The following is a 15,263-nucleotide window of genomic DNA, read 5'->3' as shown; positions in this document are numbered from 1 at the left end:
TCCGTTAATCTTCAAACTGCGGCCAAACCCGCGGCTGCTCATGTCCACGATCTCCGCATCTCCGGCAGAAGCAGCAAAGAAACCATAATGTCCATCCAGGCTGGATATAGCCGTCGCGGGAAAGCTGTCAAACGTCTCTCCCACCGCTGTAGAATTGATCCAATCATCCCCCGGCGCAGCGGAAGCGACGGTCCCCGTAAATGCCAGCCAGCAGTACATGGTCGCCAGAACGGCAATCGCCAGCCACAGACGGCACCCAAGACATCCCCTGTTCCGGAAAGGGGTAAAATCTGTTGGAAGAACCATATTAAAAATATGGTCCAGTTACTTTTGCCTCAAAGCAAGACACTTCCCCTGCCGCTTTAAAAGCGGCCAGTCCTCTGGCCCACCCGTTGAAAAAACTACCGTTCGCCCGCTGAAAGCAAATCCGTCACGAAAGCCCTCTTCATGCGCCAGGCAGGCGCTAGGCAGGCCAATGTGGAAAGGGTCAGCACCAGAAGCACGGCATACCCCAGATGCGCCCAGGGCATCGTGATGGGAGGCGTAACAATGCCGAAGTGATAACCGTACTCCAGAATCTGGATGGAACACCAGGCCGCCAAAACGCCCAGCACCAGACTCATGATGATGGCACACAGGGAAATCATCAGCGTCTCCGCCCAAAGCATGCGCATCACCATCCCTCCCGGCACGCCGACTGCCCTCATCAGTCCGAATTCCCTCCGGCGGGATTGAACAGAGGCCAGCACGGTATTCAAAACCGCCAGCACGGCAATCACCATCATGATGATCGGAAGCTGACTCATGGTAAAAATCACGCTGTCCCCGCGGCTGGTGACGCTGCCGCCCAGGCTCTCCCGGGTCAGAGCCTTCACCAGCGGCTTCACGCCTTCCTCCCCTCCCGCCCGCTCGCGGGCCTTCATCAGGGCGAACTCGCCCAAATCATCCTGAAGCGCCACATTAGTCACGCCGGGAGCCGTATCCCCCCAGATAAACTGGAACCCCTGGTGGCCGTAATCCTCCTTGAGCCAGCGTTCATCCGCAATAGCCAGGGCGGCCACAAAACCGCCGCGGCGCACGCGCATGCCGCTGGTCTTGGTCAGCCAGTGCCAGCCGGGGAAGGAGACAATGCCGGCCACCTTCCAGGGTTCCCCCTTCATAGGGGCGGAAAAAGCGCCAACCCGCGCCCCGCGCAAACCGCCCTCAGACGCATTCCCCGGGTGGTTCCCCCGGGATGAAGGATTCACCAGCATCAAATCATCCCCCGCCTTCAAGCCTACCGTCCGTGCGAACGTATCCGGAATCAGCAGGGAACGGGTGGACTTCAGCATGGCATAGGCCTCTTCCGGATTGCCGGAGACAAACACGGGCTGGAACAGGGGATCTTTCCCCTCCGCCATCTTCTCCACGGGAATTCCCGCCAGCACCACGGAACGGTTGCGCATGCCGGAAAAGCCGGGGCTCTTCATCTGTTCCGGGGAAATATCCGGTTCATCCACGTAAATGGGATACATCCGGGCATTCTTCAGGCTGGGCCGCGCCATCAACTCAGGTACGTCTCCCGGCCGGAACTCCGTGTGCAGGAAGGAAACCAGCGTTCCGGGCGTGGAAGAATCCGGAGAAAAAGGAACCAGCATGGAATATCCCCAGGTCTGCACGGCCACAAACAGGGAAAGCCCCACGGACATGGACACCGCCGTTCCCACGGAACGGCTGAGATTGCGGCTGAGCTGGACCCGCAGGAACGCATGGGGCACGCGCAGAAGAAGCCCCGTCAGCCACGCCCCGGCCCATTCCGTCGCGCGGACGAAAGCGGGGGCAAGAAACAGGGCGCCGACAACCAGGCCGGGATACCCCAGCCAGACGAACATCCATTTACGTGTCTCCACCTCCAGTCCCGGAAGAAGCAGGGCGGCGGGCTGGAGCGCCACGCACGCAAGGCCCGCTAGGACGGACCACGCGGGAACACGGCTCACCTTCCCCATGAATCCGGCGGAAGGAACGGCCGCCTCCAGCGGAGACTGGCGGGAAGCGCGCCAGGCGGGAATCACGGAGGCCAGCAAAGCCCCGCCTACGGCGCACGCGGCCGCGGCCAGTGCCGTCGTCCAGGTCAGGGAAGGCAGCGTGGAGGAACCTTCCTCCAGCAGGTACACCAGGCAGAACCCGGCGGCCAAGCCGCCCAGCAGGGCCGGAATGCACAGGAACAGGCCTTCCCCCACAATCAGCAGGGCAATCTGCATGCGGCTCATGCCGAGGGCGCGCAACAGGGCCAGCCTGCGCGTGCGTTCGCTGACGCCGATACTCAAGGTGGTGAAAATAATAAAAACGCAGGAAAAAAGGACAAGCCAGACGGACATTTCCGCACTATCCTTCTGCTGACGCACGGAACGGTCACTGGAAAGCCGCTGGATGATGGAATCCGTATCCGCCACGGCAGCGGAAGCCCTGGACAGCTTCTCCCGGAAACTCTCCACAAACTCCTTCTTGTCCACCCCCTCCTTCAGGCGCACATAAATCAGATTGGGAACAAAAGGCCGCCCCGTGATCTTCTCACACACGCTTGCCGGAACGAACAGGGAGGAAAAAGCGGGACCGCCCCCCATGCCGCCCGGCCCCATGATGACGCCGGGCGTTGCCTTTGCCTGCTTCACGATGCCGACGACCTTCACATCGTACACATGCGCACCCACGCGCACACTCATGACAGTACCTATGCCTGCGCGGAAATACCTGGCGCTTCCGCTTCCCAGCACCCCCTCCATGGCGGTGGAAGCCGCCATGTCGGGCCAGACGCCTTCCTCTAGGTCGTAAGGACATTCTGCGGCCAGGTTCCCCACCAGGATGGGACTTTGGGGCGGAATGCCCATGCGGTCGCGCGTCTGCTCGTCAAAACTGCCGCGTTCATTCGCACAGCCGATCTGCAGGCGCGGAACCTGGCAGGCGGCGTTGACGGACTCCACCAGCGGAGAGGCCGCCAGGCGCGCGGCCAGTTCCGGATCGGCAAACCGGGGCTGCCCCCCGGGAGGCAACGGTCCCCTGGGCGCTTCCGGCACCAGGCAAAGGTCGTAATTGCCCATGTAGGCCTCGGCATCGTTGTCGAACTCCTTGACCAGCGTATCATAGCTTCCCATCATCCAGACGATGAGGCTGACGGAGACGAGAATGGCAAACACGCTGACGGCCACGCGCCCCCGGTTGGTCAGCAAATCCCGCCAGATCAGTTTGGGCAGCGGCGTCATAAGGCGTCGTTCAGCGTGCGTTCATAAAAGGAGGAAAGTTCCACGGGTCCGGAAAACTCCGCTGTAGACCTGTCGTCCACAATGCGGCCGTCCTTGAGTATGATCACGCGGTCCGCCCACATCGCCACATCCGGCGCGTGCGTCACCAGCACGAAGGCGCAACCCTGCGTGCGGTGCAAATCCCGGAATAAATCGCCCATGAGGCGGGTGTTTTCGGAATCCAGATTACCCGTAGGCTCATCCGCCAGCACCAGAGCAGGTTCGGAAATCAGGGCGCGGGCAATCGCCACGCGCTGCTGCTCTCCGCCGCTGAGGGTATCCGGCATGGCATGGCGGCGGTGGGATAGCCCCACCTTCTCAATCATGGCGTCCAGTGCGGCGGCGGAAATCCTGCGTCCTCCCGCCAGGGAAGGCAGCAGGATATTCTCTTCCACGCTCAGGGTGCCCACCAGGTTGAACATCTGGAAAATGAACCCTACGCGGTCCCTCCGGTACACCGTCAGGGCGGCATCGGACATGGAGCCGATATCCCGGCCATCTACCACCACGGAACCTTCATCCGGAGAAAGCAACCCTCCCAAGACATTCAACAGGGTACTCTTGCCGGAACCGCTCGCGCCCATGACGGCTACGAACTCTCCCTGGGGAACAGTCAGGCTGATATCTTTCAGTACCGTTACCTCCCCGGTGCCGGATTTGAAACTTCGCTTGAGGCGGCTGACGGAAATAACGGGGGAACTCATGGCGGGAATAGAGGGTTAAAATGTGGTCTTCAGGCCTACTTCAAACGTGCGGGGATCGCCCACGGTGCACTGAACGGCGTGGCGGGTGGACTGCACGTACTTCTTGTCGAAAATATTGTACACGGCCAGCCTCAGCGTAGCATCCTTCAGCCATTTGGTCTCCGGCAGGGGAATCTCCACGGTGAAATCAAACACGCTGTAGGAAGGAATCGTGTAATTATCCGCGATCTTCTCGCCTCGGAACGTGGCGTAATAGGAATCCTTGCAACGGTAGCCCAGCCCCAGAACAGTGCCGTTCAGCAGGCCGCCGTCAATGCGGTACTTCTGCCAGATGGCCAGCGCATTGGGCGCGATGGTGGGATACACCTCCCCGGTGGTCCGGTTCTTGGTGCGCGTGTAGGTATAGGAAAGATAGGAACTCCAATTCTTGGTAATTTCCCCGGTCAGGGAAAGTTCCACGCCTTCCGCCCTTTTGGAGCCGTCCGCATAATACCTGTCAAGGGAGCCGGGCAAAATCACGGGAGTATTGTTCTGGATAATGTCAAACCAGGAAGCGGAAAACCATACCTTGTCCACCGGACTGACACGGAAGCCGAACTCCATCTGGTCCGTCCTCCAGGAATTGGTCAGTTCCTTGTTGTTCTCATCCTTGTAGCCAAAGTTGGGCGCGGAAGTCCGGGCGGCGTTGGCGAACAGCGCCACGCGCTCCCCGATCATGCGGGTGATGCCGAAGCGGGGACTCCAGGCAAACGCGTAATTATTGTCCATGCTGAAATGAGCGTCGCCGCGCACCCCGGCCAGGAAGCGCCATTCTCCGTAGGACAACACGTCCTGCAACAGAAATCCCGCGCGCTGGATGACGGAATCGTCCGAATTGAGGCCGGAATAATCCCGGGGGGAGGGAACCACGGGAGCCGGATCATACAGGGAAAAATAATCGTTCGTATTATTCATGGACGAGCCGTCCCCGTACACGCTGCGTCCCGTATAGGACACGCCCATGAGCGCCTCATGCGCCACCTGGCCGGTCTTGAACTCCGCCAGGGCGTTGGAATAAAAATTCCAGTTGATATTCTGCGTGTCGCTCCAGGAAGCCTCATACTTGGCCTTGCCGTCCGCAATCATCTGGTTGTAATACTCCTGCGTGGTCATGCCGCCCCCGCGGCCGGGAGAGGAGGAAACGCCCCAGATATTATAATCAACGTCGCTGTAGCCCAGGCCGCCGCCGATGCGGACCGTCCAAACCTTTTCCAGCTTGCGTTCAAAATCCAGCATTGCCAGCAGGGACTTGGAATTGAGGCGGCCGCTCGGTGAACCGTACCAAGCGTCGTAAGGACCCACAAAATGACCGGCCAGAACGGGAATGCCCATATAGGTGGGCGAATTCTGATACTGGAAGCTGGTCGTCAGCACTGTCTTGGTGCGGGAATCGTGCTGCCAGCGGAAAATGGGGGAAACCGTATACTTCTGGCCGCCGTTGGCATCGCCGTTCAGCCAGAACGGGCGGTCGTATTCGGCGGCGGCCACCGTGCGCAGGGCGAAACCGTCCGTTTCGTCGCCCCGGTAGCGGGTATCGTCAATGGTCATGCGGTACTTCTGGCCGTGGTGGGAAAAACGGGCATAAGCCGTCAGTTCCGTCCTGTCCACAAACTCCGGCGTCTTCAAAACCAGATTGATGGAGCCGCCCGCCCCGTAGGGTCCCAGCGTGCTGGACTGGCCGCCGGCTATGGAACCGATGGGGCCCTTGACGATTTCAATATTCTCGACCAGGGACGTATCCATGCCGTACCCCATGCCGCGCGGAAGAGGCATGTTGCCTATCTGTACGTCACTCCCCGCAAAACCGCGGATGGTGTACTGGTCCGCTGTTCGGGACATCAGCATGTCCCCGCCCGTATTGACGGAGGAATCCATGCGCAGGGCCTCCACCAGGGAATCGGTCCCCTTGGACTCCATCAGATCCCGCGTAATCACGTTTACCGTCTGCGGGACCTCTTCCGTTTTCATGTTCGTAAGCGTGGCCGTGCTCACCGTCTCCGCCCGCAGGGACTTGGAACGGATGGTCATGACCCGTTCCGGCATTTCCTGAACGTCCTCTTCCGCTGCCGGTTTGTCCACGGCGGCATAGGCTGACGGCCCCAGGACAAGAAGGCTCCCGATGGCGGCGGCGCGGTGCAAACCGCGCCCGTGGCGGCGATAACGGCGGTTATTCATGGCAGGTAAACGCATGCGGCAAGTATAAAACGGAAAGCCGTTCCGTCCATGCCCGTTTGTTAACAATTTAATAACAGCCGTCTTTCATCCCGGCAAACCCGTGGCGTATCATGCACGGAAAAATCTCCGGAAAAACCTACAGTCCCAGAGCCTGCGCCCTGCTCTCTCCGGCTTTCTTCAGCCATTCCGCCAGAGACTTCTTATCCCCGTCCGCCAGAAACTTCCGCACGTCGCCCAACTGGGCCAGCGCCGCATCCAGCCGTTCCAGAACGGCCGGGGAATTCTCCGTCAGAATCTCCGCCCACATGGACGGTTCCCCCATGGAAACGCGGGTGGTGTCGCGGAAGCCGCCGGCGGACACCAGCCCCAGCAGCTCCACATCACCTCCGTCCAGCGCACTGTGAACGCATAGTGCGGAAAGAGCGTGCGGAATATGGGAAATGCGGGCCACGGTGGAATCATGGACCGCCGCCTGCATCCTGATGCAGTGGCAGCCTGCACGCTCCCAAAACCGCTGGAGCAAAAGAAGAACATCCTCATGCACGTGCTCGTCATTCGTCAAAATGCAGGTAGCCCCCTGGAACAACTCCGCGGAAGCATGCTCCATGCCCTGCTTCTCGGAACCGGCCATGGGATGGGAACCGATAAACGCCACTCCGGCCCGCGTCAGCGCCCTCCCCACGGACTGGTGCACGCATCCCTTCACGGAACCCACGTCAGTCACGACGGCGCCCGGCTTCAAGGCCGGCAGCATGGCGGCCGCGATATCCGGCATCACCCCCACGGGAGTAGCCAGCACAACAAGGTCCGCCCCCTGCACCGCTTCCGCCACACGGGTGGAAACGGCATGAGCCGCACCAATGGAGAGGGCGTATTCCAGCGGTTCCGGCCTCCTGCCCCACAGGCGCACATGGACATGGGGCATCCGCACCTTCACCGCCAGCGCCAGGGCCCCCCCCAGAAGGCCGGGCCCCATAATGGCTACGGAAGAAAAAGAGGGCTGTTTCTTGGAAGCGTCTTTCATGGACTTGCGGGCGGATACATCAACGCCTCGGAACACGGAACATGTCCAGGGCGCGACCGGCATCACTCCGCCGTTGCATCAGGGCACGCGGAACTTCTTGACCTCATTCGGGAAATTGGTATCCCGCAGGACGGTTCCGGAAGGATAGGGCTTGTTCGTGCTCCTGTTCAGAATCTTGATCTTCTTGGTGCGGTCATACGGGCTGACCACCACGGTAGGATCGCCCGTAGGCCATGCGACGGGAATGGAAGAATTGGCGGCGGGCTCCACAGGTTTGGGCGGGGCAATTCCGGTGACGGGAGGATTGCCCACTGGATTCGGAACCGTGGGACTGGGAACGGCAGGCTGGGAAGAAGCGTTATTATTGCCGCCGCCCAGAATGCGGTTGATGGTTCCTCCCTGGGTCTGGGCCGGATCGGGATTGAATCCGGAATTCTGCGCGGACGACGGATCCAGAGAATTTCCTCCCTGGACTTCGTTCAGCAGACTGTCGCTCTGGTCTCCGAGGACACTCGGTCCGGACGGATAGACATTCCCCGTAGGATAAATGCCGATGGGCCGTTCATTAATGCGCTCCGTCTCGCAGGAAGGCAAAAGGACTGCGCCTGCGGCAAAAAGCATGCCAATCGTCTGGGAAGTGTTCATATAATCTCTCTTCAGGTTATATATTTCAAAGCCATCCTACGACCCCCCACCTTCTTGTCAACCATAAAGCCCGTTTGCCGAAACACTTCATGACAAGGGAATTCTTGAGTTTAGGAAACAGCCCTTTTCTCGCCGCCCCGCTTTATTCCGCTGACTTCCCGGAAAAACCGTCTTTTCGGGAAGAAAGTCTTCCAAGCCTCCCCCTCCCCTATTCAACCCCTCCAAGGCCCTTTAATTCCCGTTTAAAATATATCTTGCGAAACGCGCGAACCAGCTCTTCTGCCAGAAAAAAGCCGTAGCGTTCTTCTCCGAAGCAGGAAACACCGGAATACCGTCCAGATAGCATTCCTGCGGAACATATCAAGCCAACCGGCGCCCCACGCTTCCGTCATAATCGGATTGTCCTGCGTTTCACAGAAAATCGCCGGAACAGGCCGTTGTCCTTCTTTCATCTTCGCCGGAACGGAACAGCCACCCGGCATAAAAGTATCCGAAATAGACGGCAGCACCCGGACGGATATCCTCTCAAAAAACAACATCCGCGCTCCGATAACGGCAACTTCCACGCAATCACTGCAATTCCACTGGGGTGTTTCATCTTTTCAAAAATGAAACACTCCATGCCCGGAGTTCACGGAACAATCCCGTCCCCGTTCGGAATTCCCTGCCTTCGGGACACTTCCGAACAGCATTACGGCTGCACGCTGACAGACGGGAGCCTCCAGCAAGTCATAAAAAACTATTCCTGGATGCCTGATAATTTCAGGGAAACGCCTGCCCGGCGCCAAGGATGCAATAGACAGATTATCCTTCCCTACCCCCCGTGATCTGCTACAATCCGCCCCACATGGATGACGTACAGACATCTAAGAAAAAAAACCCCTCAAAAAAGGAATGGAGAGGTTTTTATTCCCTGATTCTCATACAAGCCCAGAACGCCTTCAATGAAAAGGCGGCCCAATTCCTGCTGATCCCGCTGGGCGTCTGGCTGGCCGCGAACAACATCGCATACGGACCGGACTCCTGGGTCAACTCCCTCCAGTATATCCTGGGCTGCATCTTTGTACTGCCGTACATCCTGTTCTCTCCATTTGTCGGATGGCTGGCGGACTGCTTCTGCAAGGCGCGCATCATCCAATTCATGTCCTTCCTGCAAATCCTGGTGCTGGGGGCCATGTTCCTGTGCTTCAGGTATGAAAACATAGAAATGGCCGTCTTCTGGTTCTGCATCTTTTCCGTCCAGGCAACCATTCTGAGTCCCGCGAAAAAAGGAGTGGTCAAGGACATGGTGGGATCCCGGCAGCTCGGGTACGCCTCCGGGCTGATGGAAATGAGCCTCATCCTGTCCATGCTTGCCGCACAGATCGGCATCTTCGTCTGGTTCGACATTCTTCAGGTATCTTCCAACGACGGCTGGGAAGCGGCGGCCTTCCCCACCATGATTCTCACCTTCATTGCCATTCCCGTGGCGGTGGCCGCCCTGTTCCTGCCCCGGTATCCTTCCAAGCAGACGCGGAAATTTGAATGGAAGCTCTTCTACGAACACTTCGTCCAGCTCAAATACCTTTGGAGCCAGCGGGACTTGAGGCTCAGTGAAATCGGCATCTCCTACTTCTGGTTCCTGGCCGGGGCGCTGATGCTCATCTCCCTGCAGATCGCCCAGGAACATCCCATCGGCGACGCCGGATTCAGCATGTCTGCCGCCATCCTGATGGCATGGCTCAGCGGCGGCACCGTGGTCGGGGGTGTCATCGCCTCCGTCATCTGCCGCAAAAAAATCGAGCTGGGGCTGATCCCTCTGGGCGCCATCGGTTTTACCGTTGGCTGCATCGCCATGTCCTTCTTCGCGCCAGGTTCCCTCGCCAGCAACATCGGCTTCGGCATCACGGGCGCCTTTGCGGCGGCCTATCTGGTGCCCCTGAACGCCCATCTCCAGGACAACTGTGATCCGTCCAACCGGAGCACAGTCATCGCCGCCGGCAACCTGATGGACTGCATCATGGGGCTGGTGGCCGTGGGATTCCAGCTCATGCTGAGGAACATCTTCTCCGTCCAGAACCAATTCTGGGTGCTGGCCGTGCTGGGCGTGGTCATCACGATCGTGGCGTTCCGGCTTATCCCTCGCGAATTCATCCGCATGATGGGCCTCTGGATCATGCGGATCGTGTACCGTTCACGCATCATCCACCAGGACCGCATTCCGGAAGACGGAGGGGCCATCATCGTCGCCAACCACGTTACCTACGGGGACGCCCTCTTCCTCTCCCTCATCTGTCCGCGCCCCATCCGTTTCATTGTGGCGGAGGAATTCGTGGCTATCCGCTGGCTCGGCTGGATACTGGAACTGTTCAACTGCCTTCCCATCTCCTCCCGGAACCCCCGTGAATCCCTCTCCAAGGCCATCCAGGCCCTCAAGGCCGGGGAAGTCATCTGCATCTTCCCGGAAGGGCAGCTCACGCGCACGGGCACCCTGTGCGCCGCACGGAGGGGACTGGAAATGCTCGCTAAAAAATCCAGCTGCCCGATCATTCCCATTTATATGGACGAGCTGTGGGGCAGCATCTTCTCCTACTCCGGCAACCGCTTCTTCTCCAAGGCCCCCCTCCACGTTCCCTACCGCTTCACGGCGGCCGTCGGCGAGCCTATCGCGCCGGATGCGGTTAATCCGCCGATGGTAATCAATACGCTGCGGGAACTCTCATCCACCTGTCTGGAAATCGCCGCCAGCATCGGGAGGGACGCCATTCTGAACCACCTGGAGCATATCGGCCACAAGCCCCTTGTCACGGTCAAAAACACGCGGCTTACCGGCTACGAGATAGCCGAATGCCTGATGAACGACACTGTGGAAGCTGAAAACCCGGAACTCCGGAAATGGCTGGCGACCCTTCTGGACTGTTCCCGCTCCCAGAGCCGCCTGTGCGACTTCTGGATGAACGCCCAGCAGCTTGAACGAGTGAACGCGCTCCAGCCCAGGGAACTCCTGCTCACCAGCGTGGGACATGAAGAAGTCCATGAAACGGTGGCCGCCGTCCTGTGGCCCATCCTCACCGGCACCCCCGTTTACCTGATCGGGGACGGGGACCACAGCATGCCGGAAGGGATCAGGCAGATAGCGGGTGCCGACTTCCTGCGCCGCAGGCTCTACAGCCTGGTTCCGGAAACGCGCACGCCCCTGTACGACTTCAGTGGCTCCGGTGACCTCGTCCTGCCCAACATCGGCTGGCGCCCCTGCTTTGCTACAGACCGCGGCATCATTCTGGCCATGTCCATGAAAAGAAGCGTCTTCAAGCTGGATGACGGCACCGTCCAGCTTGGCATGCGCGCCCGGACGCGGGGACGCCTTCTGCCGGGCTTCTATCTGAACCCGCCTTCTTCCACCATCATTGCAGGAGCCACCTTGTCCACGCCCTACTCCCTGCCTCCCAACCTGTACCTGGACGAATCAGGCTTCCTTGCGGAACTCCAGTCTTCCAACCATGAATAGCAACTCATCCCATCCCCGCCTCCCCTTCCCGCAGTACGTAATGACCCTGGCGCATGCCGCGGCTCTGCGGTCGGAAGATCCGTACCGCAAGGTGGGAGCCGCCGCCCTGGATGCGGATAACCGCGTCATCGGCACCGCCTACAACGGGCTCTACCCCGGATTCAAGGCGGAAGACTCCTTCTGGGCCAGCCGGGACGAACGCCAGAAATACATGCTCCATGCGGAAATCAACCTGTGCAGCCTGTTCCGCCGCGGAGAGGCCAGGGTTGTGGCATGCACCACAATGCCCTGCACCTCCTGCATGCAGGCCCTGTGCGCCCACGGCGTAAAAACCATCTACTACTGCGAGCCCTACGACAAATCGGAGGCTCCCGCCATCGCCTCCCTGTACGGTGTGGAACTAATCCAGGTCACGGACTATCCTCTCAGCGCGCACTTCCCCCTGGTTCTGGACTGCTAAAACATACATAAACCGCTAATTCTGAGAGAGATCCAAAATCCACCCTCCCATGGGCTGGGGTTCACCCTGGACCTTCGGATCAAGATGAGGGCCGAACTCCGTACACGTTCCGGAAACGATGCTGCCGCTGTTGCATTCGGCATCGTCAAAAACAATCAGAACGTCTCTCATGGTGCAGTACGTATCGCCATCCGCACCGGACTTGATATCGAGAATCGCGGAATGGCGGTCAGGACGGACAGCATACGCATAAACTCCCTTGTACTCAAACATGTTCCCCATCCGGGTAATATTCACATCCCGTCCTGTGAATCGAAGGCTGAATAAAGCCGTTCCTTCCTCCACCAGAACAGCCGTACGCCCGCTCAGGGAAGACCCCCCGTCATCTCCTGAGCGGCCTGATCCGCCGCCGCACCCGCCCAGGGTTCCTATCAGTGCTATGGAAAACAAAAAGGAAAACAGAGGAAAAACTTTCATCGGCGGAAACATGAACAATTACAAATATTAAGTCAAGCAAAGTAAGCCATTTCCTCATTTTTCCAACATTTTTATCATAAAAAAGGCCGCCTGTCGAAACAGGCGGCCTCCCAAAACAGACACCGGAATCATCCGATCCAGTTCCAGGTAATGGGAATCTCAATATCCGGGTGCAGGCTGTGCTTGACGGGACAGCTCAACGCGGCCTGTTCCAGCATCTTCCTGTCCGGGTGATCAGCGGGCAGCGGAACGTTGATGGTCACTTCCAGTTTTCCAATGCGGCGGGGGTCCGCATTCATGTGCTTGCTCACTTCCACCGTCATCCCCTCCAGCTTGATGCCCTTCCGCGCAGCGACAATGCCCATGATGGTGCTCATGCAGCCGGCAAGGGCCGCACCCACCAGGTCCGTGGGAGAAAAGGACTCTCCTTTCCCATTGTTGTCAACAGGAGCATCCGTGGAAAACCGCGCACCGGACGGTTCATGCATCATGGAGCAGCGGAGGCCGCCTTCGTACGTTGTAATAGTTTTTACCATGACCGTATTTTATACAAGGTTCTCGGCCATGCAACACACAAACATTGAATCCGGCATTTCTTTATGTTACCCGAATTTCCCATGAAAAGCTTCTTCAATGCGGCCATCCTCTCACTGGGGCTGCTGTCGGGCATTATTTCCACGGGAACGGCACAGAACTTCGACGCCATGAGCTTCGGGGGTGCCGGAGACTTCGGCACGCCCCAGGCGTCAGGCACGGCCAGAGCCACGGTGGAATCCTACGCTGCGAAACCCTTTGTGGTAGTCACGGAACTGGCCCTCCCGGACCACTGGCACGTGTATTACAAAAATCCGGGCTCCGTAGGCATGCCGTTGGAAGCTTCCATGAAGGAAACGCCCGGATTCCGCATTGAAGGTCCCTTCTGGCAGATTCCGGAACTGGGCAAGGGAATCGTGGACTTCTACGGCTACAGCGGCAAGGCGAAAATGGCCTTCCGCATTACCCCGGAAAACAATGCCCCGGAACAGGCATCATTCACCACCACCATGACCTGGCAAATGTGCGCGGAACAATGCGCCGCTCCAGAAACCAGGGATTTCACCGTCACCCTGAAACGCGGAGAAGGCCGGCCCTCCCCGGAGGCCGCCTCCCTGGTCCGGGGCCTTGTAGGACTTTCCACTCCGGCCTGGGCACAAGGCATGCAGTCCCGCATCTCCCAGGACGGAAAAACCGTCGTCCTTCATCTGAAAACTTCCGGGACTCCCCTTCCGGACGCTCCCGCCTACTTCTTCTGCGACCAGGGGGAAATCAACCCGACCGTTCCCCAGACTCTCAAAAAACTGGATGACTCCACTTATGAGCTGTCCATGCAATTCAATGATACTACGGACGGCCTTTACCCCAACAACCTGCCTCAAGCGGACAAGGACAAGCCTCTCTCAAGCCTTTCCGGCATCCTCCGCATAGGCGATGAGGGGGTCAGCATCACGGCGTCCAATGCCCCCTTCTCCGCCGCGGGACAGGAATCCGCCGCAGCGGCCTCCCCCGAATCTTCCGTTCCCGCCCCCCCCGTAATGGGTCTGGCGGAAATCATGTTCTTCATGTTCCTCGGCGGCATCATCCTGAACGTCATGCCGTGCGTCTTCCCGGTCATCGGGCTCAAAATCATGAGCTTTGTCCAACTGGGCGGCGGGGAAAGAAAAAAAGTGCTGGCCCATTCCCTCACCTTCGTACTCGGCATCATGATCTCCTTCTGGATCATCACCGCCATCCTGATCGCCCTGAAAGCGAACATGTTCGACTGGTCCTCCCCCGCCGGCCCCGGAATATTCAGCGGCGACTTCTGGCTGGGCCGCGGCGCGGAAGGAATCGTCAACTGGGCATTCTGGTTTGAAAACCCGTGGGTGAACTTCTGCCTGCTGGGGCTGATGCTGGCCCTGGGACTGAGCATGTTCGGCGTCTTTGAAATAGGTGTCAAAGCCACGACAATGGGCGGCGAACTCCAGCATAAAAAAGGCTATGCCGGCTCTTTCTGGTCCGGCGCTTTGGCCACCGTCATTTCCACCCCCTGCAGTGCCCCGTTCCTGGGGCAGGCCATCGGTGCGGCCATGCTCCAGCCCCCGCTGGGCATTGTGCTCTGCCTGACCATGATGGGCCTCGGCATGTCCCTCCCCTACATCGTGCTTGGAGCCTTCCCCGTCCTGACCAAATACCTGCCCAAACCCGGAGCATGGATGGAATCCTTCAAACAGGCCATGTCCTTCCTCATCTTCGGCACCGCCGCATACTTCCTCTGGATTTACATGGCCTTCTTTGATGCGGACAACCACCCGCAGGACATCCTCTTCCTCTTCTTCGGCCTCGTGCTCTTCTCCATGGCCTTCTGGATCTATGGCAGATGGTGCCCCATCTACCGCAGCCGGAAATCACGCATCACGGGGGGCATCTTCGCCATCCTGTTCCTTCTTGCCGGCCTCTTCTACATGCTGCCGCCGGAAAGCTCCGCCTGGTTCGACCGTGAATTGGAGGCGGGAGCGGCGGCTCCAGCAGACAACAAAAACGCCAGCCATGCGGAAGAAGGCGTGTGGGCCCCCTGGAGCCCGGAAGCCATGCAGGCTGCCCTGGGTCAGGGAAAAGCCGTTTACGTGGACTTTACGGCCCGCTGGTGCTCCACCTGCCAGGTAAACAAGGCCTCCTACACGGATGAAGTGCTGGCCGCGTTCAAAAAATACGGCATCGTCATGATGAAGGCGGACAAAACACGGACGAATCCCGTCATTGACCGGGAACTCAAAAACCTGGGCCGCACGGCTGTTCCCGTAAACGCGCTGTACCTGCCGGGGAAAAAACCGGTCGTCACCAGAGAACTCCTGTCTCCCTCCTACCTGCTTGAATTCCTGGAAACGGAAATGAAGCGCTGAGGCGCCCGCTTCGGAGGTCTTTACGCGGAACACATGAACAAGGAATTCTCAACGGA

General features: G+C 59.0%; 11 protein-coding genes. 3 read left to right on the top strand and 8 right to left on the bottom strand.

The window, feature by feature from the left end:
* Positions 1-401: 401 nt before the first annotated feature.
* From V3C20_RS07265 to V3C20_RS07240, 6 genes are all read right to left on the bottom strand, one after another.
* Positions 402-3,239 carry an ABC transporter permease gene (locus tag V3C20_RS07265; RefSeq protein ID WP_130083188.1) on the bottom strand — a complete coding sequence of 946 codons (2,838 nt, stop codon included), beginning with the start codon at positions 3,237-3,239 and terminating at the stop codon, positions 402-404.
* Positions 3,236-3,982 carry an ABC transporter ATP-binding protein gene (locus V3C20_RS07260; protein ID WP_130083189.1) on the bottom strand — a complete coding sequence of 249 codons (747 nt, stop codon included), beginning with the start codon at positions 3,980-3,982 and terminating at the stop codon, positions 3,236-3,238. The genes V3C20_RS07265 and V3C20_RS07260 overlap by 4 nt, the downstream gene beginning before the upstream one ends.
* Before the next feature lie 15 nt (positions 3,983-3,997).
* A complete protein-coding gene (locus tag V3C20_RS07255) occupies positions 3,998-6,196 on the bottom strand; it encodes a TonB-dependent receptor (RefSeq protein ID WP_161981652.1) in 2,199 nt (732 codons plus the stop codon).
* Between the two features lie 136 nt (positions 6,197-6,332).
* Positions 6,333-7,220 (bottom strand): prephenate dehydrogenase/arogenate dehydrogenase family protein, encoded by an 888-nt coding sequence (locus V3C20_RS07250; RefSeq protein WP_161981653.1) that lies wholly within the window; start codon positions 7,218-7,220, stop codon positions 6,333-6,335.
* 78 nt (positions 7,221-7,298) lie between these two features.
* Positions 7,299-7,865 carry a hypothetical protein gene (locus V3C20_RS07245; RefSeq protein WP_130083192.1) on the bottom strand — a complete coding sequence of 189 codons (567 nt, stop codon included), beginning with the start codon at positions 7,863-7,865 and terminating at the stop codon, positions 7,299-7,301.
* A gap of 242 nt (positions 7,866-8,107) precedes the next feature.
* Complete coding sequence (locus tag V3C20_RS07240) at positions 8,108-8,431, bottom strand: hypothetical protein (protein ID WP_130083193.1); 324 nt, start codon at positions 8,429-8,431, stop codon at positions 8,108-8,110.
* Positions 8,432-8,712: 281 nt separating this feature from the next.
* Here V3C20_RS07240 and V3C20_RS07235 point away from each other — a divergent pair, with 281 nt between their 5' ends.
* Positions 8,713-11,352, top strand: coding sequence for an MFS transporter (locus tag V3C20_RS07235; protein WP_149875023.1), 2,640 nt, complete (start codon positions 8,713-8,715; stop codon positions 11,350-11,352).
* Entirely contained in the window at positions 11,345-11,812 is a 468-nt protein-coding gene (locus V3C20_RS07230; protein ID WP_130083195.1) for a deoxycytidylate deaminase, read from the top strand. The genes V3C20_RS07235 and V3C20_RS07230 overlap by 8 nt, the downstream gene beginning before the upstream one ends.
* Before the next feature lie 15 nt (positions 11,813-11,827).
* On the opposite strand, the gene V3C20_RS07225 is transcribed toward V3C20_RS07230, so the two are convergent.
* Together V3C20_RS07225 and V3C20_RS07220 are read right to left on the bottom strand one after the other, a co-directional pair.
* On the bottom strand, positions 11,828-12,289 hold the full coding sequence (locus tag V3C20_RS07225) for a hypothetical protein (protein WP_130083196.1): 462 nt from the start codon (positions 12,287-12,289) through the stop codon (positions 11,828-11,830).
* A 128-nt stretch (positions 12,290-12,417) separates the two neighbouring features.
* The gene (locus V3C20_RS07220; RefSeq protein ID WP_130083197.1) at positions 12,418-12,825 is read right to left on the bottom strand and encodes an OsmC family protein; all 408 of its coding nucleotides are present in this window, start codon (positions 12,823-12,825) and stop codon (positions 12,418-12,420) included.
* 81 nt (positions 12,826-12,906) lie between these two features.
* Here V3C20_RS07220 and V3C20_RS07215 point away from each other — a divergent pair, with 81 nt between their 5' ends.
* Positions 12,907-15,207 carry a thioredoxin family protein gene (locus V3C20_RS07215; RefSeq protein WP_161981468.1) on the top strand — a complete coding sequence of 767 codons (2,301 nt, stop codon included), beginning with the start codon at positions 12,907-12,909 and terminating at the stop codon, positions 15,205-15,207.
* The last annotated feature ends 56 nt before the right edge of the window (positions 15,208-15,263 follow it).

Source organism: Akkermansia sp. RCC_12PD (assembly GCF_036417355.1).
Lineage (GTDB): Bacteria > Verrucomicrobiota > Verrucomicrobiia > Verrucomicrobiales > Akkermansiaceae > Akkermansia.
Note: the sequence above shows the minus strand (reverse complement) of the source record. Positions and strands in the feature narration are given on the sequence as shown.

Bases quoted from the DNA above. Each gene is read 5' to 3' on its own strand.
- V3C20_RS07235 (WP_149875023.1), top strand. From the start codon at position 8,713: ATGGATGACGTACAGACATCTAAGAAAAAAAACCCCTCAAAAAAGGAA.
- V3C20_RS07220 (WP_130083197.1), bottom strand. From the start codon at position 12,825: ATGGTAAAAACTATTACAACGTACGAAGGCGGCCTCCGCTGCTCCATG.
- V3C20_RS07225 (WP_130083196.1), bottom strand. From the start codon at position 12,289: ATGAAAGTTTTTCCTCTGTTTTCCTTTTTGTTTTCCATAGCACTGATA.
- V3C20_RS07245 (WP_130083192.1), bottom strand. From the start codon at position 7,865: ATGAACACTTCCCAGACGATTGGCATGCTTTTTGCCGCAGGCGCAGTC.
- V3C20_RS07230 (WP_130083195.1), top strand. From the start codon at position 11,345: ATGAATAGCAACTCATCCCATCCCCGCCTCCCCTTCCCGCAGTACGTA.
- V3C20_RS07265 (WP_130083188.1), bottom strand. From the start codon at position 3,239: ATGACGCCGCTGCCCAAACTGATCTGGCGGGATTTGCTGACCAACCGG.
- V3C20_RS07255 (WP_161981652.1), bottom strand. From the start codon at position 6,196: ATGAATAACCGCCGTTATCGCCGCCACGGGCGCGGTTTGCACCGCGCC.
- V3C20_RS07215 (WP_161981468.1), top strand. From the start codon at position 12,907: ATGAAAAGCTTCTTCAATGCGGCCATCCTCTCACTGGGGCTGCTGTCG.
- V3C20_RS07260 (WP_130083189.1), bottom strand. From the start codon at position 3,982: ATGAGTTCCCCCGTTATTTCCGTCAGCCGCCTCAAGCGAAGTTTCAAA.
- V3C20_RS07250 (WP_161981653.1), bottom strand. From the start codon at position 7,220: ATGAAAGACGCTTCCAAGAAACAGCCCTCTTTTTCTTCCGTAGCCATT.